The 20,991-nt window shown below is 58.4% G+C and carries 12 protein-coding genes and 3 pseudogenes; 3 read left to right on the top strand and 12 right to left on the bottom strand.

Translation table 11 applies throughout. From position 1 onward, the window contains the following. The 5 genes from Q1Y74_RS08535 to Q1Y74_RS08515 form a co-directional block, all read right to left on the bottom strand. A partial coding sequence (locus Q1Y74_RS08535; RefSeq protein WP_300813832.1) for a thymidylate synthase occupies positions 1-125 on the bottom strand: 125 nt, incomplete at its 3' end. Positions 126-294: 169 nt separating this feature from the next. Beyond that, positions 295-1,491 (bottom strand): cardiolipin synthase, encoded by a 1,197-nt coding sequence (gene cls / locus Q1Y74_RS08530; protein ID WP_366914091.1) that lies wholly within the window; start codon positions 1,489-1,491, stop codon positions 295-297. 211 nt (positions 1,492-1,702) lie between these two features. After that, positions 1,703-2,029 carry a DUF5056 domain-containing protein gene (locus tag Q1Y74_RS08525; protein ID WP_300813830.1) on the bottom strand — a complete coding sequence of 109 codons (327 nt, stop codon included), beginning with the start codon at positions 2,027-2,029 and terminating at the stop codon, positions 1,703-1,705. Further along, positions 2,016-2,561 carry a sigma-70 family RNA polymerase sigma factor gene (locus Q1Y74_RS08520; protein WP_300813829.1) on the bottom strand — a complete coding sequence of 182 codons (546 nt, stop codon included), beginning with the start codon at positions 2,559-2,561 and terminating at the stop codon, positions 2,016-2,018. Before Q1Y74_RS08520 ends, Q1Y74_RS08525 begins: the two co-directional genes overlap by 14 nt. Next, the gene (locus Q1Y74_RS08515) at positions 2,558-3,319 is read right to left on the bottom strand and encodes a DUF6249 domain-containing protein (protein ID WP_300813828.1); all 762 of its coding nucleotides are present in this window, start codon (positions 3,317-3,319) and stop codon (positions 2,558-2,560) included. The genes Q1Y74_RS08520 and Q1Y74_RS08515 overlap by 4 nt, the downstream gene beginning before the upstream one ends. A gap of 263 nt (positions 3,320-3,582) precedes the next feature. Here Q1Y74_RS08515 and Q1Y74_RS08510 point away from each other — a divergent pair, with 263 nt between their 5' ends. From Q1Y74_RS08510 to Q1Y74_RS08500, 3 genes are all read left to right on the top strand, one after another. Then, positions 3,583-3,900 (top strand): hypothetical protein, encoded by a 318-nt coding sequence (locus tag Q1Y74_RS08510; RefSeq protein ID WP_300813827.1) that lies wholly within the window; start codon positions 3,583-3,585, stop codon positions 3,898-3,900. Positions 3,901-4,252: 352 nt separating this feature from the next. Beyond that, complete coding sequence (locus Q1Y74_RS08505; RefSeq protein ID WP_300813826.1) at positions 4,253-6,553, top strand: TonB-dependent receptor; 2,301 nt, start codon at positions 4,253-4,255, stop codon at positions 6,551-6,553. A 248-nt stretch (positions 6,554-6,801) separates the two neighbouring features. Then, entirely contained in the window at positions 6,802-8,283 is a 1,482-nt protein-coding gene (locus tag Q1Y74_RS08500) for an rRNA cytosine-C5-methyltransferase (protein ID WP_300813825.1), read from the top strand. Between the two features lie 787 nt (positions 8,284-9,070). Here Q1Y74_RS08500 and Q1Y74_RS08495 read toward each other — a convergent pair. The 7 genes and pseudogenes from Q1Y74_RS08495 to Q1Y74_RS08470 form a co-directional block, all read right to left on the bottom strand. Next, a complete protein-coding gene (locus tag Q1Y74_RS08495; RefSeq protein ID WP_300813824.1) occupies positions 9,071-12,943 on the bottom strand; it encodes a TIM-barrel domain-containing protein in 3,873 nt (1,290 codons plus the stop codon). A gap of 40 nt (positions 12,944-12,983) precedes the next feature. Beyond that, positions 12,984-14,516, bottom strand: coding sequence for an arylsulfatase (locus Q1Y74_RS08490; RefSeq protein WP_300813823.1), 1,533 nt, complete (start codon positions 14,514-14,516; stop codon positions 12,984-12,986). 297 nt (positions 14,517-14,813) lie between these two features. Then, positions 14,814-16,040: a TolC family protein gene (locus Q1Y74_RS08485; protein ID WP_300813822.1), complete on the bottom strand. Its 1,227-nt coding sequence runs from the start codon at positions 16,038-16,040 to the stop codon at positions 14,814-14,816. Continuing rightward, a pseudogene (locus Q1Y74_RS14040) lies at positions 16,037-17,599 on the bottom strand (efflux RND transporter permease subunit); the annotation flags it as partial. The gene Q1Y74_RS08485 and the pseudogene Q1Y74_RS14040, both read right to left, overlap by 4 nt. A gap of 159 nt (positions 17,600-17,758) precedes the next feature. After that, positions 17,759-19,339, bottom strand: a pseudogene (locus Q1Y74_RS14035) (efflux RND transporter permease subunit); the annotation flags it as partial. A gap of 113 nt (positions 19,340-19,452) precedes the next feature. Then, positions 19,453-20,661: an efflux RND transporter periplasmic adaptor subunit gene (locus Q1Y74_RS08475; RefSeq protein ID WP_300813820.1), complete on the bottom strand. Its 1,209-nt coding sequence runs from the start codon at positions 20,659-20,661 to the stop codon at positions 19,453-19,455. Positions 20,662-20,772: 111 nt separating this feature from the next. Beyond that, positions 20,773-20,991: pseudogene (locus Q1Y74_RS08470) on the bottom strand (hypothetical protein); the annotation flags it as partial.

Genomic DNA, 20,991 nt, shown 5'->3' with positions numbered 1-20,991 from the left:
AAGCCGTCGTCCAGGTTGAAGCGCATCTGGTGGCCGAACACGCTGATGGTGCCCGTTCCGGTGCGGTCGCTCTTCTCCACGCCTTCGGTCAGTATGCGGTTGAGCAGGTCTAAGTATTGTTTCATGTCAGTCTTTTGCTTGAGTATGTCTGCTGCAAAGGTAATTCTTTGATTTGAAAAAGGAAATTGCAGAAGATGAAAAACTTCCTTTTCCTTGTCGGCCTGTAAGGGCTTTGCCGGATACTGGCGGGTCTGCCCAAAATGCAAGTGCCCCGCCCAATAGGATGTGAGCGGCTCAGAGGAAAGGCGTCAGCAGGTTGGCAAACCAGCCCACGAACTTCTTCCACGCCGAGCGTTCTTTCCAGTACTCGGGGGTCATCAGGGTGCTGTTCAGCTTGTCCCTTTCGAACATTTCGGTCAGTTCGGCCGTCGTCACGGGGTCGAAGATGAAGGCGTTGGTCTCGTAGTCGTAGCGCAGGCTCCGGCTGTTCAGGTTGGCTGTGCCCACAGTGCAGAAGCTGCCGTCCACCATCATCACCTTGGAGTGGTGGAAGCCGCCGTTGAACAGATAGACCTTGGCTCCTTTCTTCATCAGCTTGTGCAGGATGTAGAAGGCGGCTTCGGGCGTAAACGGCACGTCGGATACCGACGGTACCATGATTTCCACCTGCGTGCCTTTCTTCAAGGCGTGGTCGATGGCATCGCGGATGGACTGCGTGGGTACGAAGTAGGGGTTTACAATCTGGATGCAGCTGTCGGCCGTACGGATAGAGGTGGAGTAGGCGCGGCTGATGGAGCGCGGCGTTTCGCCCGGCGTGCGGTCTACGATGGTGATTTCTTCGGCAATGCTGTCCGGGAACTGGGGGATGTCCGGGAAGTATTCCGGTCCGCCTACGTGCTGTCCGGTCTCGCGGTTCCACATGGTGAGGAAGATGCCTTGCAGGTAGCGCACAGCGTCGCCTTCAATCTGCATGTGGATGTCGTGCCAGGCCCCAATCTTGGGCAGACCGTTGATGTAGTAGTCCGCTATGTTCATTCCTCCCGTGTAGCCTATACGGCCGTCTATCACCACAATCTTGCGGTGGTCGCGGTGGATGGCGTGGTTGATGTAGGGGAAGGTAATGGGGTCGAACTTGACAATCTCGATGCCCCTCTCACGGATGGCTTTCAGGTGTTTGTCCTTCAGCGGTTTGTTGTTGGACCAGTTGCCGAAGGCGTCGAACATGGCGCGTACTTCCACTCCTTCCTTTACCTTTTCGGCCAGCAGGTCGAACAGGGCATTGGCAATGGAGTCGTTGCGAAAGTTGAAGTATTCCAGGTGTATATGGTGGCGCGCTTTGCGGATTTGCTCGAACAAGTCTGTAAACTTGTCGTGTCCGTTCATCAGCAGTTCCACCTTGTTGTTGTAGGTGGTCGGATTCCCCATCTGTTGCAGGTAACTTAAAACCAGGGAGTCGCTCGACTGCTTTTGCGCATGGACGCTTCCAGTCAGGAGCAATATAATGATTGATATGATCAGTTGTTTCAAAACGGTTCTCTCTCTTTAAGTCTTAAAAGTCTGCAAAGATACAATTAAGGGATAAAAATGGTTGGACTGGTTATAAAAAATTAGCCTTCAGCCTGTTTTGTAAGGCTGAAGGTGAAATGAATGTAAAATCAAATGAACTCAATATTAAATTATCGGAAGAATCTCTTGCTTCCATTCAGGCCAGCGAGGCAATCTTGCGGTACATCAGGTAGAGCAATACCACGACGGCTATGGCCAGAGATTTGGGGTCTGCGTGCGCCATTCCGCTTTCCACGGTGGCGGTGAACGTCTCGCACAGGATGTTCCACGTCAGTTGCACTCCGTCCATCCATACGAACAATATGGCGGCCAGTGTGAAGCCCATTGCTGTCCACAGGCGTGCCAGTCGGTTGCTACGCCGGGGCAGACTGCGCATCACGCGGCGGCTGAATCCGTTGTCGGCCACTTCCTGCCGGCTTTCGGCAAAGAAGCTTTCCAGTAACTTGTCATTATTTTCGGTCATATCCATTCTGTTTTAAGTACGTTGCCATCTTTTCCTTGGCCCTCGAAAGGTGGCTTTTTACGGTTCCCGTGGGGCATCCGGTGATTCCTGCTATCTTTTCGATGCTCTGGTCCTCCATGTAGAAGAGGGTGATGCAGGTTCGTTCTATTTCTTTCAGTGTGGCGAGCGCGCGGTGCAGGTCCATCTGTTGGCCCGTGTCCGGCTGTCGGGTGCTGCATTGGGCGTCTACCCGCGCCGTGTCCAGGTCGTCCGTCTCCTTCCGGCTGCGAAGATAGTCATAATATTGGTTATAAGCAATACGGTAAAGCCAGGTGGAGAAGCTGGAGAGGTTCTTGAACGAAGCCAGGTTGGTATAGGCTTTGATGAAGGTCTCCTGTGCCAGGTCGTCGCTCAGCTCGCTGTCGCCGCACGTCAGGTTCAGGAAGAATCGCCTCACGGGCGACTGGTATTTCCTGACCAACTGGTCGAAGGCGCGGGTGTTTCGTAGCACCACTACCTGTGCGATCAGCGCTAAGTCGTTGAGCTGGTTCATTGTTTCGGTTCGTTGGTTGCTTCGGCAGAGGTTTCTTCTTCTTTCTTTTCGGGGTTATCGCAGAGCTCAATGCCGCCCACCTTCATGTAGCGGTAGCCGCTCTTCTCGTCGCGCTCCATGCGGATGAAAGGCTTGCCGTCGCCCTGTCCGGGCTGGGTGTAGTAGATGACCACTTGTCCGAAGCCTGTGAACATGATGAGCAGTCCGATGCAGCCCAGCCCGAACTCCTCCGTCAGCGCCCACAGGAAGATGAACAGCCCGATGCCCAGGAAGATGTTCTTGATGCCCCGGCTGCGCAGGTCCTTGAACTCCACTTCCTTGAAGAAGTCAGGCGGCAACTGCTGTCCGCTGGCCAGTGCCTGTTCGGCCAGGCGGTACTTGGCCTTGCGGTTCTTGTAGCGGAAGTAGAAGATGATGAAGAGAAGCAGTGCCGGCAGGCCGAACACAAAGATGATGGCCGTCAGGGCGATGATGGTTTCGGGTGCCTTGTCGCCAAAGTTGAAGCCCACCCATTGCAGGCCGCTTTCGTCGGAATGGTGGCTGTATGTGTCATCGTCTGCTGCCGTTTCGCCGCTGTCGGTGCCTTCGTAGGTGGTGATGCTCAGGGTGTCGGTCGTCTGTTGGCCGTCTATCACGGTGTCCACCAGTTCGATTACCCGTTTCTTGCCGTCCACGGTGTCTGTCACGGTTCTGTTTGCTGCCTGCATTCCCAGGCCGGTTGCGGCCATCAGGCCGAGGATAAGAAGTGTACGTTTCATATTCTTCATTTTTATATTGTTTCTTGTTTCATTTTGTCTGTTAGACGGAACATCGGTCCCGCCAGGTTGCAAAGAGACGACTTTTTTAGGTAATTTCGCCGCAATAAGTGGTGTTTTTTTTGAGGAAGTCTGTCCAGGCAAGTCCGGTTCGGGGCATAATCCTCAAAAATGAGTATGCCGTAAGTTTGGGGGAAAGCATAAATTGCCCTATCTTTGCCGCTCAAATTAATTGATATAGCACTTTGGAGAAGTTGCGTCGCATAATGAAGTATTTTCTTCCCCTGTTGTTTCTGACGTATTGGGGCGGAATTACGCTGTTTGCCCACTCACATGTGGTGAACGGGGTTATCATTGTGCACTCACATCCTTTCAAAGCCAACCATCAGCATACGCAGGGGCAGGCCGAGACCATTTTCTTCCTTGGCCACTATGCCGTTTCTTCTCTTCCTGCGCTGCTGGTTGCCGTTCCCTGTTTCTGCATCCTGCTGGGTGTGCTGGCGGTGCCGCGTGTGTCGCGTCTCTGCCTGCTGCGGTCAGAGGACGGCATCCGTCTTCGTGCCCCTCCCGTCTGTGTCTTCTGATTTGACGTGATTTAATTTGTATGACCGGTAGGTGAGTCAAGGATTCACCACGGATTACCCGGATTATGGCCACGCAAAAAGATTCTGTGAGCCTTTCTGCCTGGGGAGTTGGAAGGAGTGTGGGGAGTTGTCACTCCGCTTCGTTCCGTCAGCAGTAAAAAGCCGACAGTCATACCTGTCTATTCGGGTATTGGCCGATAACTCCTGAATATTCACAATCCCATAGTCAGGTTCTGTTCTGATACAGATTGTCAAATGGAATAATCTGTGCCAATCCGTGTAAATCTGTGGTGAGTAACCGTTCAAGAGCATCTGCCCTTTCCTTTATTATAACAATTAAGATAGAAGACACATGAAAACGTATATTTTTCTTGTGGTGGCGGTGCTGTGTGCACTGTTGCCTGCCACAACCTTTGCCGAAGACTTGAACAAATCGGATGCCAACATTGTGGGGCATGTACTTGAGAAACATTCCCAAGAGCATCTTTCCTATATATCCATTTCACTGAAAGGTACCACTATCGGTACGCTGACCGACGCCACTGGCCACTATTTTCTGAAGAACCTGCCCGAAGGGGAGTTCGTGTTGCAGGTGAGTGCGGTGGGGTATAAGACCCAGACTCGCAATGTGGTGCTGAAAAAGGGTGTCACGCTGGAAGAGAACTTTGAGCTGGAAGAAGACCTCGTGGCGCTGGATGGCGTTGTGGTGACGGCCAACCGCAGCGAGACTACCCGCCGACTGGCTCCCACGCTGGTCAATGTCATGGACTTCAAACTCTTTGAACAGACCAACTCCACCACGCTGGCTCAGGGGCTGAGCTTCCAGCCGGGTGTGAGGGTAGAGAACAATTGCCAGAATTGCGGTTTCCAGCAGGTACGCATCAACGGCCTGGACGGCCCCTATACGCAGATACTGATAGACTCACGCCCCGTGTTCAGTGCTCTGGCGGGAGTGTACGGTCTGGAACAGATACCCGCCAACATGATTGAACGGGTGGAGGTGATGCGTGGCGGCGGTTCGGCCCTGTTCGGCGCATCGGCCATTGCGGGTACCATCAACATCATTACCAAAGAGCCGCTGCGCAATTCTGCCCAGTTGGGACATACCATTATGGGCGTGGGCGGCCTTTCGGTGTTCGACAATAATACGACCATGAATGCCTCGCTGGTGACCGACGACCACAAGGCGGGCATCTACGTATTCGGTCAGAACCGCCAGCGCAGCGGCTTCGACTACGACGGCGACGGCTTCACCGAACTGCCCCAGCTACGCAATCAGACGGTCGGATTCCGTTCCTTCCTCAAGACGAGTACCTACTCCAAGCTGACCTTCGAGTATCACCATCTGCAGGAGTTCCGTCGCGGTGGTAATATGCTCGACCGTCCGCCCCACGAGACCGACATTACCGAGCAGACCCAGCACAGCATCAACAGCGGTAGCGTGAAGTTCGACTATTTCTCGCCCGACGAAAAACATAAGGTAAATGTCTACGCCTCTATCCAGCACATTGACCGTGACAGCTACTACGGCGGCGACCACTCGCTCGATGCCTACGGCGCTACTACAGACCTGACGTGGGTGGTAGGCTCGCAGTACGTTTACCACTTCGACCGCTGCCTTTTCCTGCCTGCCGACCTGACGGGCGGTGTGGAGTACAACCAGGATGCCATGCACGACAACATGTGGGGCTACAACCGCCGCATCGACCAGACGGTGCGCATTGCCGGCGCCTTCCTGCAGAACGAGTGGAAGAACGACCGCTGGAGCTTCCTCGTGGGCGGGCGGCTGGACAAGCACAACCTGATAGACCACGTCATCTTCAGTCCGCGCGTCAACCTGCGCTACAACCCCACGAAGGACATCAACCTGCGCGCCAGCTACTCCGTCGGCTTCCGTGCCCCGCAGGCCTTCGACGAGGACCTGCACGTGGAGAATGTGGGCGGCAACGTGTCCATGATTCAACTGGCCAAGGACCTGCGCGAGGAAAAGTCCCGCAGCTTCAGCCTCTCTGCTGACCTTTACCACCGCTGGGGCGCCCTTCAGGGCAACTTCCTGATTGAGGGCTTCTACACCGACCTGTCCGACGTGTTTGCCCTGCGCGAGATAGGCACCGAGAACGGCATCCTGAAGAACGAACGCTACAACGAAAAGGGAGCCCGCGTCTACGGCCTGACGCTGGAAGGCAAGCTGGCCTGGCTCAGCACGCTCCAGCTTCAGGCAGGCGTCACCTTGCAGAAGGCCGAATACAAGGAGGCCCGCCAGTGGAGCGACGACGAGACCGTCCCCCTGGAGAAGCGCATCTTCCGCACGCCCGATACTTACGGCTATATGACGCTGACCTACAATCCCGTGAAGCCGCTGAGCATTGCCCTCTCGGGCACCTACACGGGCAGCATGCTGGTGGAGCATCGCAAGGGCTACATTGAGAAAGACCGTGCCGACACCACCCCCAGCTTCTGGGAGATGAACCTGAAGGCGGCCTACGACTTCAAGCTCTACAACAACATCACCCTGCAGCTGAATGCCGGCGTGCAGAACCTCTTCAACGCCTATCAGAAGGATTTCGACCGGGGCAGCAAGCGTGACTCGGGCTACATCTACGGCCCCGGCCTGCCCCGCTCCTACTTTGCAGGCGTGAAAATCAGTTATTAGGAATCAGGTGTCAGGTATGAGGTATAAGGAATGAGGTATGAAGTCAGGGGAAGGTGTCGGCGCATTCTTCAGCCGCATGGCATATAAATTGCCGCACACTTTCCGTCCGTGGCTGAACTGCACACTCAACCCTTATGCCTCATGCCTGAAACCTCATACCTCACCCTTCAAACCTCCTCCCTCCTCCTTCTTTTTGCTTCTTTCCTCCAAATTCCCTACTTTTGTGGCGAACTATCTTTAGATATGCCATGCAACTGCCCGACTCATTTGCCGACTATACCCGCGCCCTGATGGGCGACGAAGAGTATGACCGCCTGTCCGCCTCCCTGCTGGAGGCAGAACCGCCCGTCAGCATCCGCCTGAACCTCCGCAAATGCGGCGATGCTTCCTCCTTCCTTCCTCCTTCTTCATTCTCCGAAGTCCCCTGGGCTTCAGGTGCCTATTATCTGGACCGCCGTCCTCCGTTCACGTTCGACCCCCTGTTTCATGCCGGATGCTACTACGTCCAGGAGGCCTCGTCCATGTTTCTGGAGCAGGCCTTGAAGCGCTATCTGCCTGTCCGTCCGCTGGCGGCGCTCGACCTCTGTGCCGCTCCCGGAGGCAAGTCCACCCACCTGCGCAGCCTGCTGCCTTCGGGCAGTCTGCTGGTGGCCAACGAAGTCATCCGCAACCGCGCGCAGATATTGGCCGAGAACCTCACCAAGTGGGGACACCCCGATGTGGTGGTGACGGGCAGTGACCCCGCGGCTTTCAGTCCGCTGGACAGTTTCTTCGACTTTATCCTGACCGACGTCCCCTGTTCGGGCGAGGGCATGTTCCGCAAGGACGAGACGGCCGTCAGCGAGTGGAGCCCGAAGAATGTGGAGGTGTGCTGGCAGCGTCAGCGGCGCATCCTGACGGACATCTGGCCCTGCCTGAAGCCGGGCGGGCTGCTGGTGTACAGCACCTGTACGTATAACACGAAGGAGAACGAGGAGAACGTGCGCTGGATGCGCGACGAGTTGGGGGCGGAGATACTGCCGCTGGAGGTACCCGCCGAATGGAACGTCACCGGCAATCTGCTGCCGGGCGGGGACTTCCCCGTCTTCCGTTTCCTGCCTCACCGGACTTGCGGCGAGGGTTTCTTCCTGGCTGTGCTGCGCAAGGCGGGCGAGTACGAAGGGGCGGAGGAAACGCTGATGGCGCCGACAGGAAGGACGGACACGGAGCGGCAAACCGCGGGCCGGCAGCGGGGAAAGAAGGGCGATGGCGGCAGCAACCAGCCGTCGGCCTGGAGCAAGGAGCAGTTGGCGGCGGTGCAAGGCTGGCTGCGCGATGCCGGCAGTTACACCCTGCTGCCCGAAGGGGCGGAGCTGACGGCCTTCCCGTCGGCATGGCTCTCCCGGCTGGCCCTCCTGAAGCAGACTGTCCGTGTGGTGCAGGCCGGGGTGGAGCTGGCCGCACTGAAGGGCAGGAACTGCCTGCCCGCCCACGCCCTGTCCATGAGCACCCTGCTGCGGGCCGATGCCTTCGCGTGCGAGGAGGTGGACTATGCCTCGGCTGTGGCCTATCTGCGCAAGGAGGCCGTCACGCTGTCAGCCTCGGCGCCGCGCGGCTTTGTGCTGCTCACCTTCCGTGGCATTCCGCTCGGTTTTGTGAAGAACGTGGGCAACCGCGCCAACAACCTCTATCCGCAGGAGTGGCGCATCCGCAGCAGTTACGTGCCCGAGGAAGTCGCCGTGTTGAAATAACTTGACTTCTGCAAGTTTCGCGCTTGTCCGGCTGCCACCATGCAGGTATCCGCGGTAATGGCATCTTTATTTCTCTTCACATTTTTTCGGCGGGCAATCTTTCCGTCGGAAAGGAACTGCTCGTTGTGTAAGGTTAAGGCGAAAAATGCTTGCAATCTGGCAGAATGTGGCGTCTTTTGCTGACACGGGCTTTCTGCGATAGGTGCGAAATGGAGGCGGAAAAGGCCTTTTCGGAGTGTCAGAAGCGTCCACCATGCTTGCTCCGTCCGCCCACCATGCTTGCTTCGTCCGTCCGCCGTGCTTGCTTCGTCCGTTCAGAATGCTTGTGCGGAGCACGCAGAATGCTTGTTCGGAGTGCTGAAAAGCCATGTTAGGCTCTCCCGGAAGGGTAGTTAGCCCCTCTAAAGTGGCACTTTAGCGCTGTAAAGTGGGTATTTCCTGTCCCGAAAGCCGTCTCTTTTCCCTCTTTCAAATGTAAGGATTTCGCTATCCGTCTATCATCCATCCGTTTACAGAATTTCGTTTCCGTTTTTTCGTGCAAGCCCGGCGGCTGGCCGAAATAACGGAACCTCGCGCGTCGGGAAAGTCAAAGTGTCAAAATGTAAGGAGAGAATTTTGCATCCGGTATGATAAGGAGGGGGCCGCCATTTACGCTGCGGCAAAGCCCGGGGGCGGAAACGTGAAACGCGGACTGCACGGTTTGTTTTCTTCCGTGTAGTCCGCGTTGTTGGGGTTGGGGCGGTGGTCTGCGTCGCAGGTAGTCACCCCCCGGCAGTTCACGGCCGTCTTATTGGCCGTTACCGAACTTGACCGTGTTCATGTACTTGTCCACAAGCAGTCCGTCGATGGCTTTCAGGTTGAAGGTGAAGCGCTTCTTGGCCTTGAAGCGGATGACCATCAACTCACCGTCGCCCTCCAGGTAAGGCTTCTCGCCCAGGTTGACGAAGGTGGGGTAGAGGGCCTTGTCGCCGTTGCCGTGCAGGCGGTCGTTGGTGAGGTTGCGCATTTCCTTCATGCCTGGCGTTTCCATGCCGAGGTATTCCAGCTGGCTGACGTCGTAGGGGATGGCGAAGCTGAGCGCGTTGACCGACTGCAGCCCCTCTCCGCCGACGCGTATTTCGACGGTCTCGCCGGCGTTGTACGTCTTCTTGCTGGGGGTGAAGGTGAGCTTTCCGGCCACGGAGGGCACCTTGCGGCTGCTGACGCCCGTTTCCAGTTCGATGGCCACGGCGGAGATGTCGTAGGCGTCGATGAGGCCGTTGCCGTTCAGGTCGCCTTTGCTGATGTAGCCCTCGAAGTCCGGGTCGCCCTGGCGCAGTCCGGTGTAGTTCATGTACGACGTCAGGTCGTTTTCATTCACCAGCTTGTCCTGGTTGATGTCTCCGGGGATGTAGCTTTCGCTTCCCGGCACCTTGAACACGTAGAGCTCGCGTCCGGAGCCGAAATCGCCTACGGCTTCGGTGACGGACAGCTTGATGTAGCGGGCCGTCGGGCGTGCCTCAAACGTGAAGGTCTTGGGCTCGCCGCCTTCCCATTGGAAGGTGCCTGCTTCGGTCCATTCGGACTTGTCCATGCTGTAGTAGACGGTGCCCTTCTTCAGGGTGCCGTTGCCTGCATCCAGGCGGGGCAGGTATTGGAACTTGTCCAGCTGGTTGACGCTCCTCAGGTCTATCAGCAGGTCGAACGGTACGGCCTTGGCGCTCCACTGCGTGTGCCATGCGTCAGACTCGTCGAAGTTGAACAGGCGGCGTACCTCTTGTCCGCCCTGGTTGGGGCAGGTGGTCTCGCCGCGCAGGCCGCGGATGGCGAACTCCAGCGGGTCGGGCTTGGTGGTGGCGGTGAGGCTGGTCCAGTCGGAAACGCCGGCGGCGTTGACGGCGCGCACCTTGAACGTGCAGGCCGTTTCGGGACGCAGGTCGCCGAAGCGCAGACGGGTGTCGCGGATGGTGCTGTACAGCATGCTGTCAAACTCTATCTCGTAGTAGTCGGCCTCGGCCACCGGCTGCCACGACGGGGTCAGGCTGTAGGCCTCGGTGTCTTCGTCGGTGATTTGGGCCTTGGGGGCGGTCAGCGTGCCGGTGCTGGTCAGCAGGCGGTCGGCAGGGGCGTAGACGTAGCCCTTGAGCGTCAGCGACAGGCCGTTGGCGGTGACGTCGGTGGCGGCCAGCTTGATGTGCATCACGGGATTCTTGACGATGTCCACCGAGGCGAAGTCGCTGCCGGCTGTGGCAAAGCGGTTCAGCTGCGGGGCGGCTTCGTAGTAGCAGACGTTGCTGCCGTTCTGCAGTTCTTCCAGCGAGTTGACCGTAGTCAGCTTCACCTTCTTGCCGCCGATGCGTGCCTCCACCTTCTTGGGCTGGGCGGTCACGTTGATGCGCAGCAGGGTGGCCTTTTCCTTCACCATGCCCTCGAAGCTGCCCTGCGTCGGCTTTATTTCTATCTGCAGTTCGTCTCCTTCCAGCGTGGAAAGAATGTGGGTGCGGCTGCTTGCGCCGTAGCGGTAGGCTTCGGTGGTGCCGTCGTCGTCATATTCGGTGAACTCGGTGGTGCCCAGCGGATAGAATTCGTAGGTGCGGGTGTGCTTGTCCATCTCGGCCACGTTGTTGTGGGCGGCGGTCAGGGGCAGGATGGCTCCCTGGCGGATGAATACGGGCAGCTTCCAGAGGGGCGCGTCGAAATTGTTGATGATGCGTCCGCCGGTGTAGAGGTCGCCGCTGAAGTAGTCTATCCAGTTGCCTTCGGGCAGGTAGATGCCGTCGCGCTGGTCGTTGCCCTGCTCGTCGGCGCGGGTGTTCTGGTAGACGGGTGCCACCAGCACGTAGGGACCGTAGAGGAACTGGTAGCGCGTGGCGCTGCCCAGGGTATAGGTGCTGGGATAGTCCAGGAACATGGCGCGTATCATGGGCTTGCCGTCGATGGCCTCGTAGGCAATGCTGTATGCGTAGGGCATGAATTCCGACTTCATCTTCAGGTACATGCGGTTGATGGAGGCGGCCGGTTCACCCAGTATGTGCGGGTATTTGGGGTTGGATCCCCAGCCGTCCATGTTCAGCTGCATGGGCGTGAAGGTCTTCCACTGGAAGTCGCGCACATTCACCGGTACGTTCTGTCCGCCGAAGATGCCGTCCATGTCCGAAGTGATGTTGGGCTGTCCGGAGAGTCCGGAGCCGATGTAGGTGGGGATGTGGAAACGGATGTACTCCCATTCGCCTCCGGTCTGGTCGCCGGACCAGATGCCTGCGTAACGCTGGGTTCCTGCCCATCCGTCCAGCGAGATGATGAAGGGGCGGGCGTTGTTGCCGTAGTAGGGCATGATTTGTGCCACGTCGGCCACGCCGTTCAGTCCGAACGAGTAGCCGGCGCCTACCCAGGCCACGTCGGTCTTGAGCACGCGGACGCCGGCGTCGCGCACTTCCTTCACGATGTCACGCTGCAGCAGGGCCTCGATGCCTTCTTTGGGGTGGAGGTCCGACTGTGTCCAGAGGCCAATCTCCACGCCTTTGCTGCGGGCATAGTCGCCCAGTTCCTTCAGGTTCTGTATGTTGCCGTCCAGGGTGCCGGTCTGTCCGTAGCCGGCTCCGTAGCCGTCGTTGGGCAGCAGCCACCCCAGGGGCATGTCGTGGGCGTTGTAGCGGTCTATGACGGCGCGGGCGGAGAACTGGTAGTTGTCCTTTTCGCCGTTGAGAGACTCTTTGGTGCCGCCGTTGTCCTTCTGGCTCTCCTTGTACTTCTTTCCGTCCTCAAAGAGGATGCCCTTGTCGGGGTCTTCCTTCCAGTAGTCGCGGTTGTAGGCGTTGAGGTGGCCTTCGTAGAAGCCGAATTTGGGGATGAGCACGGGGTGTCCCGTCAGTTGGTAGAAGTCGTTGAGCAGTTCCACCGGCGTCTCGTCCACCATGAGGAAGAGGTCCAGGTAGTAGGTGTCGTGGGTCAGGCTCACCTTGCCCGCCTCGGCGGCGCCGAAGTCGTACTTGCCGGGCGCAAAGGTGTGCCACATCACGCCGTAGCCGCCCGTAGACCAGTAGTAGGGGGTGGGCGAGGCCACGCCTCCGTCGGTCCACTGGTTGGTGTTGACTATCTGGATGGCTTTGCCTTTGTGGGAGAAGCGTCCGTTCTGCACACCGCCTCCGTAGAAGTATTCGTCGGGGCTTTCCTTCAGGGTCAGAGTCACCTGCTTCTCCTGGAAGTCAATGGGTGCGGCAGACTCGGCCACGACGCGGTTGCGCTGCTTGTCCGTCAGGGTGAAGCGGGTGGTCTGCTTGTCGATGCTGAGGCGGATGCGGCCTGTCTCGATGGTGACGGTGCCGGCTCCGTCGTCCAGCAGCAACTGTCCGGGGTCTCTGCGTGGATTGTCCACGAGGATTTGGGCTTCGGGCGAGGCCTGCGGGTCGCGCACAATGCCTCCCCGGTTGTCCTGGAACAGGCGCACGATGTTTTCGCCGTAGAAGTCGAGGGTCATTCGCTGGGAGTTGGAGAAGAGAATCTCAACCGTTGTCGGGTTCAGCATGACGGCTCCGGTTACGGTGACTGGTTGCTCCTGACGGGCTTCTACCGCCGGCAGGCTTTCCGCAAAGAGAGGCGCGGCTGCCGGCGGGCAGGCCAAGGGAAAGGCCAGTGCCCAGAGGGCTGCCTGCCTGCGGAACAGTTTTTTTCTTTGAGTCATAATGTAGAATATTAGGTTAGTAATAGAATGTCTTGGGGTTTTATTGGGGCAACGTCACCTGGAAAAGCTCGCTGGGACGGTGCTCGCGGCGGATGATGTCCGTCAGCTGCTGCACGATGTCAGGGTGCTGCGCGGCCACGTCGTTGTCCTCGTGTATGTCTTCCGCCAGGTTGTAGAGGTGGGGCTTTCCGCCTTTCACCACCAGCTTCCAGTCGCCTGTGCGTACGCCAATCTGGTCGGTCTCGTGGAATTCCCAGTACAGGAAGTCGTGCTTCTGCTGTGCCTCTTCATGGCCCAGCAGGGTGGGAGCGAAGGAGATGCCGTCAAAGCAGTCGCCTTCCAGCTTCTTGTTCAGGTACTTTTTGGGGAACTTCTTGTCGCCCACCAGTTCGCAGAAGGTAGGCATGATGTCGTAGAAGGCCAACTGGTGGTCGTTGACGCTGCCGGCGGGCACGTGTTCCGGCCACCAGGCGATGAACGGGATGCGGATGCCGCCTTCGTAGCACTGGCGCTTCAGTCCGCGCAGCTTGCCGTCGCGTCCGAAGAAAGCGGGGTCGGCTCCTCCTTCTTCGTGAGGGCCGTTGTCACTGCTGAAGATGACCAGCGTGTTTTTGTCCAGTCCCTTCTCCTTCAGCTTGGCCAGTATCTCACCCACGTAGGCATCCAGGCGGGTAATCATGCCGGCAAACTCGGCATGGGTGTGTACGACGGGGTTGTAGCGCGAACCCTCGCTGCCTCCCCAGGTCTTGTCGGTGAAGAACTGCCGTTTGTAATGCTTCAGGATGGAGTCGTTGGGCTGGGCCAGTTCGGCATGGGGCAGGGTGTAGGTGAAGAAGCCGTAGAAGGGCTGCTCGCCGTCCTGCGCGTCCAGCCATTTCAGGGCCTCCCGGTGGATGAGGTCGGCGGAGTATTGCGGGCGCTTCTTGTAGTCGTCGCCGTACATGGGATATTGGATGTTCTCGTCCATGACGACGCGGATGGTGGCGGTGTCTCCCTTCGACTTGCTGTAACGGTTCAGGAAGTTGGGGTAGTACAGGTGGGCCTGGAACTGGCAGATGAAGCCGAAGTATTCGTCAATGCCGCGCTTGTCGGGCGTGGAGCACGAGCCTTCGTAGCCGCCCGCCCACTTGCCGAACATGCCCGTGGTGTAGCCGTTCTTCTGCATGATTTCGGGCAGGATGATGTGTCCCGGGTCGTAGGGCTCCTGTCCTACCACGGTATATTCGTCGTTGTCTCCATACTTCATGGTGGGTACGTTGGTCCAGTATTCCTTGTTGCCCCGCACGTGGCAGTGTCCGGTGTGTTGTCCGGTCATCAGCGAGGCGCGCGAGGGCGCGCTGACGGGACTTCCGGCGTAGGCCTGCGTGAAGCGCATTCCTTCCTGAGCCATGCGGTCCAGGTGAGGGGTTTGGATGTACTTCTGTCCGTAGCAACCCAGGTCGCCATATCCCATGTCGTCACAAAGAATGAAGATTATGTTGGGTTTCGAGGGCTTTTCCGCTGCCTGGATTCCGTTGAAGAAAGGTATTGACAGTAACCCTGAACAGAGCAGCAGTTGTTGGCTTCTTTTCATAATTGAATAGTATTTAAGGTGTTAACAAAATGGTGTGGCGTTGTGCCGTGGCAGAAGCGTTGCAAAAAGACTGTCCGGTAGCAGCCTTACAAGTGACAAATGTAGTTTTTTTCCTTCAATCCTTCTTCTTGCCGGGCCGATTTTTATAGATTATTTATTTACTGGCCTTTATTATATGCGAAATTTGGGAAACTCTCTCCTGTTCATTCCCAAAAGTTTTGTAAGCTCAAAGGGGCTGTCTCCAGATGGAAAAGAAGCATCCGAATGTAATGTCAGCTTGAGACAGCCCCTTTGTGCTTATAACCGGCTTTTGTAGATTTGTGCCATCACCTTCTGGTACTGGTTCTCCAGTTGCAGCAGGTTGGCCTGGCTTTGGTAGACGACCGATACTTCTACGAAGTACTCTATCATGCTGATTTGTCCGCCTTCGAGTGCCTGGCGCAACAGGTGCAAGTCTTGCTGGCGGCCGAAGGTTTCGGTGTACTCGCGTATGGAGGCTTGCAGGTTGGAGGCTTCTTCGTAGAGCTGCCACAAGGCGGTAGAAGCGTTCAGACGGGCATTCTCCTTCCGGTAGTCGATGCTTTGCAGTTGCGAGCGTGCCATCTTGACCTTCCCGTGGTTCTGGAAGATGGGAAAGGAAAAGCCTACCACAATGCCGTTGAGCGGATGCCTGCTTTCGGTATTGCGGCGATAACCCAGTTCCAGGTCGGGCAACCAGCCCTGACGGCTGACGGAAAGCTGGTGGCGTGCAGCCTCGCCATCGTTCTGCAAGGCAAGCAGAGTGGGGTCGGAAGCCAGCAGCTCGTCGCACAAGGGACCGAAGTCGGCAGGCAGGGGGACATCGGGATAATCGGTAAGCCCCAGGTTGAGCGCATGAGGCGCGGCAGTTCCTTCGGCCAAAGGACGGCCGGGGACGAGCGGCTGGTTGCCGTTGAGGGCAGTCAGTTCGCGCAGCTTGTTCTCCAAGGCCGTACGGTTCATGCGGGCTTCGGTGCGCACGTTCAGCAGTTCCAGATTGATTTTGTTAGTTTCCAGCGAGTTGGCATCACCGGTTTCCAGACGTTTCTTGTAGAAGGCTGCCAGTTCTTCGGCGTTCTTCAGACGCTCGTCGAGGAGCGACTGCTGGCGGGTCAGCATGATGATGTCGAGGCAGGCTTCCTGTGCTTGCAGCAGAATGTTCTGGCGCAGGGCAAGCGCCTGGGCGTCGAGCGACTGAGCCTTGTAGCGGTTCATGCGGGCACGGGTGACGTAGAGCGACGGGAAGTCGAAACTCTGTGCGATGACCATTTCGCCCACGGTGATGTTCTTGTCGTCCGAGTCCCACAGATGGGCGTACGACAAGGTCGGATTGGCCAGATTGTTGGCTGTGCGGTTCTCCAGTTTCTGGGCGTTTACATTCTGTGCGTTGGCCTGCAATTCCTTATTGTTGGCCTCGACCTGCTGGAGGATGGTATCAATGCTGTTTTGTGCATGCGTCCCCACCGTCAGGGTGAGGAACGCACAGATTATTCCTGTCTTTTTCATTCTTTCTTGGTGTGTATTAGCAGATAAACGATGGGGATGATGAATCCGTTGAGGAACGTTGAGGTCAGCAGACCGCCCAGGATGACTTTGGCCATCGGGCTTTGTATCTCGTTGCCGGGCAGGTCGCCGCCCAAAGCCAACGGAATAAGGGCCAGGGCACTGCTGAGGGCTGTCATCAGGATGGGGTTCAGACGGTCGAGCGAACCGCGCAGGACGCTGTCGTAGATGCCATAGCCTTCTTCACGTTGCAGGTGGTTGTAGTGGCTGATGAGCAGCATGCCGTTGCGCGTGGCGATGCCGAACAGCGAGATGAAGCCGATGATGGCGGGGATGCTCACCTCGCCCGTGGTCAGCAGCAGGGCGAAGACGCCGCCGATGAGAGCCAGCGGCAGGTTGATGAGGATGATGGCACTCTCCTTCGTGCTGCGGAACTCGTGGTAGAGCAGCAGGAAGATGACCACGATGGACATGAACGACGTCAGCAGCAGTGTGCGGCTGGCCGCCTGTTCGCTCTCAAACTGGCCGCCGTACTCTACGTGGTAGCCTTCGGGCAGTTGAATTTGGGTGTCGATGCGTTCCTGGATGTCGTTCACTACGGAGCGCAGGTCGCGGTCGGCCACGTTGGCCGAGATGACGATTTTACGCTTCACGTTCTCGCGGCTGATGGTGTTCGGTCCCATGGTGGAGCGGATGTCGGCCACGTAGTTGAGCGGTATTTGCAGTCCGTCGCCGGTGTCAATCATCAGGTTGCCTATCTTCTGTGCCTGGTCGCGCAAGTCATCACGCATGCGTACGGTCAGGTTGAACGACTTGCCCTGTTCGTAGACCTGCGAAACGGCTTCGCCCGCCAGGCAGGCGTTGACGTACTCGGCAAACTGGGGCAGGGTGATGCCATAGCGTGCCAGCATCTCGCGGCGGGGCGTCAGCGTCAGCTGCGGGCGCTCTATCTGCTGTTCCACGGTGAGGTCGGCCACGCCCTCCACGTCCTGTATCTTGTCCCTGATTTCGCCGGCGAGGCTGAACATGCGGTTCAGGTCGTCGCCGAAGAGCTTGATGGCGATGTTGGCTTTCGTACCGCTGAGCATGGCGTCGATGCGGTGGCTGATGGGCTGGCCTATCTCGATGTTGGCTCCGACGATGCTGCCTAACTTTTCGCGAACTTCCGCCACGACTTCGCTGCGCGGCCGGTCTTTCAGCTCGAAGGGCGCCTCAATCTCCGACCCGTTCACGCCCCGCGAGTGTTCGTCCAGTTCGGCGCGGCCGGTCTTGCGGGCCACGGTCTGTATCTCGGGGATGGTGAGCAGCAGTTCCTCGGCGCGGCGCCCGATGGCGTCGCTCTCTTCCAGCGAGATGCCCGGCAGGGAGGAGACGTTGATGGTGAACGACCCTTCGTTGAACGGCGGCAGGAACGAGCGTCCCAGCGTGAAGAACAAGCCCAGGGCGACGGCGAAGAGGGCGATGGTGCAGCCCAGTACGGCACGCTTGTGATGTAATGCTTTTTCAAGCAGCGCTCCGTATGCCTTCTTCAGCGTGCGGGCCACGGCAGAGTCGCCCGAATCGGCCCCACAGGTACTTCCGGAGGGGGATAAATCTGCCTGCGGGGAGACCGGGTGTTTGCCTGCGGGAAGACCGGGTGTCTGCCTGCGGGAAGACTGGGTGTCTGCCTGCGGGCAGACCTCGGGTGAGGATGCGGGCAGATTTTGGGTCTGTTCTTGTTGTTTATCTTCTTTACTCTTCAGCAGGTACGAGCAGAGCACGGGCGTCAGCGTCAGTGCCACAACGGTGGATGCGGCCAGGGCAGTGATGAAGGCGATGCCCAGCGGCACCAGCATGCGTCCCTCCATGCCGCTCAGGAAGAACAGGGGCACGAAGCTGACCACGATGATGAGCGTGGAGTTGAGGATGGGCATACGCACCTCGCGCGAAGCGTTGAACACCACCTGCAGGATGGGCAGGCGGCGGTCGGGCGGCAACAGGCGGTTTTCGTGCAGGCGGCGCCAGACGTTCTCCACGTCGACGATGGCGTCATCGACCAGCGAACCGATGGCAATGGCCATACCACCCAAGCTCATGGTGTTGATGGTCAGTCCCATGTAGTGCAGCACCAGCACGGAGACGACGAGCGACAGGGGCAGGGTGACGAGCGAGATGAGCGTGGTCCGCACGTTGGCCAGGAAGAGGAACAGCACGATGACCACGAAGATGCCGCCCTCGACGAGCGACTTCTGCACGTTGCCGATGGAGCTTTCGATGAAGCGGCTCTGGCGGAAGATGTCGGTGGAGACGTGTACGTCCGGCGGCAGGTTCTTCTGCAAGTCCTTCAGCGAGGCTTCCAGCTTGGCGGTCAGTTCCAGGGTGCTGGTGGCGGGCTGCTTGGTCACGGTGAGCAGCACGGCGGGCTTGGCGCGTTCCGAGGCCAGGCCCAGCTTGGGCGTCTGGGCGCCGATGCGCACGTCGGCCACGTCTTCCAGCAGAATGGGGAGGGGGGAGTTGACGAGTTGACGAGTTGACGAGTTGACAAGGGCCTTGTTGCCTGTAGCCTCGTCTCCTTGTCCCTTGACAACGGTTTTCCCCAGCAGCTCCGTATCGGTCGTGGCGGTCAGGCCGCGGACGATGTACTCGTTGCCGTATTCGTAGATGACACCACCGTTGGCGTTCAGGTTCATGCCGCGGGTGGCGCCGAGCACCTGTCCCAGCGTGACGCCGTAGTGGCGCATCCGCTCGGGGTCGAGCTGTATCTGGTATTCCTTGATGTCGCCTCCCAGCACGGCCACCTGAGCCACGCCGCCTGTGGAGAGCAGGCGCGGACGGATGGTCCAGTCGGCCAGCGTGCGCAGGTCGAGCATGGAGGTGGAGTCGGCGGTGAGGCCGACAATCATCATCTCGCCCAGGATGGACGACTGCGGGCCCAGTGTGGGCTTGCCCACGCCGGCAGGCAGTTCTTCGGCCACGAGCGAGAGCTTTTCGCTGACAATCTGGCGGGCCAGGTAGATGTCCGTGTCCCAGTCGAACTCGACCCAGACCACGGAGAAGCTGTGGGTGGACGAGGAGCGGACGCGGCGTACGTGTGTGGCGCCGTTGACGGCGGTTTCGATGGGGAAGGTGACGAGCTGTTCCACCTCTTCGGCAGCCATGCCGTTGGCTTCGGTCATCACCACCACGGTGGGCGCCGTCAGGTCGGGGAACACGTCCACTTCCGTATGCAGGGCGGTGTAGGTGCCGCCCACGAGCAACAGCACCGAGGCGACAAGCACCAGGATGCGGTTCTGAAGGGAGAAGTGTATGATTTTGTTGAGCATAATCTAAGCCTCACCCCCGTCCCCTCTCCCGGAGGAGAGGGGGGTAGGAGTCTTATATCATTGTATCTTTCTTTCTCCCCTCTCTTCGGGAGAGGGGTCGGGGGTGAGGCCCCTTAGTGTTCATGGCTGTGTGCCGGTATCGCATTCGTCGCTCCGGCCAGTTTCACCTGGTAGGCGCCGCGGGTCACCAGGCGGTCGCCCGCCTTCAGGCCGGAGAGCACCTGCACGCGCTGCCCGTTGTCGGCTCCCAGGGTGACAAGCTGCTTGCGGTAGCACTCCTCGTCCAGTTGCAGATAGACGAAGAAGCTGCCCTGCTCCTCGGTCAGGGCCGAGCGGGGAACGCTGATGACGCCTTCCATCGGCGTAGTGAGCAGGTAGATTTCGACAAAGGAACCGGGTACAACGTCGCCCTTGTTGTCGAACTCGAAGGTGACGGGCACGTAATAGCTGCCTTCGCCCGAAGCTTTGCCGTAAGACAGCAGACGTCCGCCCAGGTCTTTCAGCGCATATACCTTATTATTATAGGGCGTGCAGAAGTTGGCCGAAGTAACGGAGGACAGGGCATTGTAGTACTTCTCGGACACGTCGGCACGGAGGAAGAGACGGCGGTTTTGCGTGATGCTGACCAGCGGCTGGCCCACGCTGACGTAGTCGCCCTCCTTCACCAGCAGGCTCTTGACGTAGCCGCCGATGGGGGCGGTGACGGTCTGCCCCTGCGGCGTATGGTTACGGGCAACGGCCTCGTAGCTGATGCGGGCGTTCTCGTACGCCTGTTCGGCCTGGGCAAATTCCTTCTCGGAAACAATCTTGCTGGCCACCAGCGCCTTCATGCGCTCGTATTCTTTCTTGCTGACTTCGTAGGCGATGCGGGCTTTCTGCACGGGGTCGCCTTCGGACATGTTCTGTGACGAGAGGGTGAGCAGCGGACTGCCCTTGCCCACCTGCATTCCTTCGACTACCTTGTTGCGGAACGATACGATGCCGGCCACGGTGGCAACGGCTACGCTTTCATCGCCCTGTGCGGCCAGTACCTGTCCGCTGGTCTTGATGACCTGGCAGAAGGTGCCGGGTTCCACTGTGCCTACCTCTACGCCTGCCGCCTGGGCTTTGGCCGGCGGAAGGACAATTTCGCCGCTGCCGGCGCTGTGTCCCTCTTCGGCTTCGTGGTTATGGCCGTCGTGGTCGTGTCCTTCGTGGAGTTCGGCTTCGTGGTCGTGGTTCTCGGTCTCGTGGTTGTGTCCGTCGTGGTCGTGGGCGGACCGGTTCTGGCAGGAGCCCAGCGACAGTGCGACGAGGACTCCCAGAAATATCAGTTTCTTCATTGATATAGATGGATTAAGTTCTTGCAAATAATGTTAGTACGGCTTCCGGCTGTAAAGGTAATGACCGGAGGCTGCAACCGGGTTGCAATGTGTGGGTGCACACTGAAACTATTATGCAAGAAGGCTGGGAGGGGCCCTTAATCCCGAGGCACGGGCAATGTAGTCACCGTGCAGCGACTCGATGTAGGGTGAATAGGAAGTAGTCTGATAAAAATCGTCGGAGACGGACAGCTGTCCGATAAGTGCAATGAGGGAAGCCGGCAGCAGGACGGGCCGCGGTGCGGGAGCCTGACGTTCGGTGCGGGGGGTACGCTGTACGAAGTGGCTGGC

The organism is uncultured Bacteroides sp. (genome assembly GCF_949298305.1).
Classification (GTDB): Bacteria; Bacteroidota; Bacteroidia; order Bacteroidales; family Bacteroidaceae; genus Bacteroides.
The sequence above is the reverse complement of the archived record's forward strand: the minus strand, read 5'-3'. Positions and strand labels throughout refer to the sequence as shown.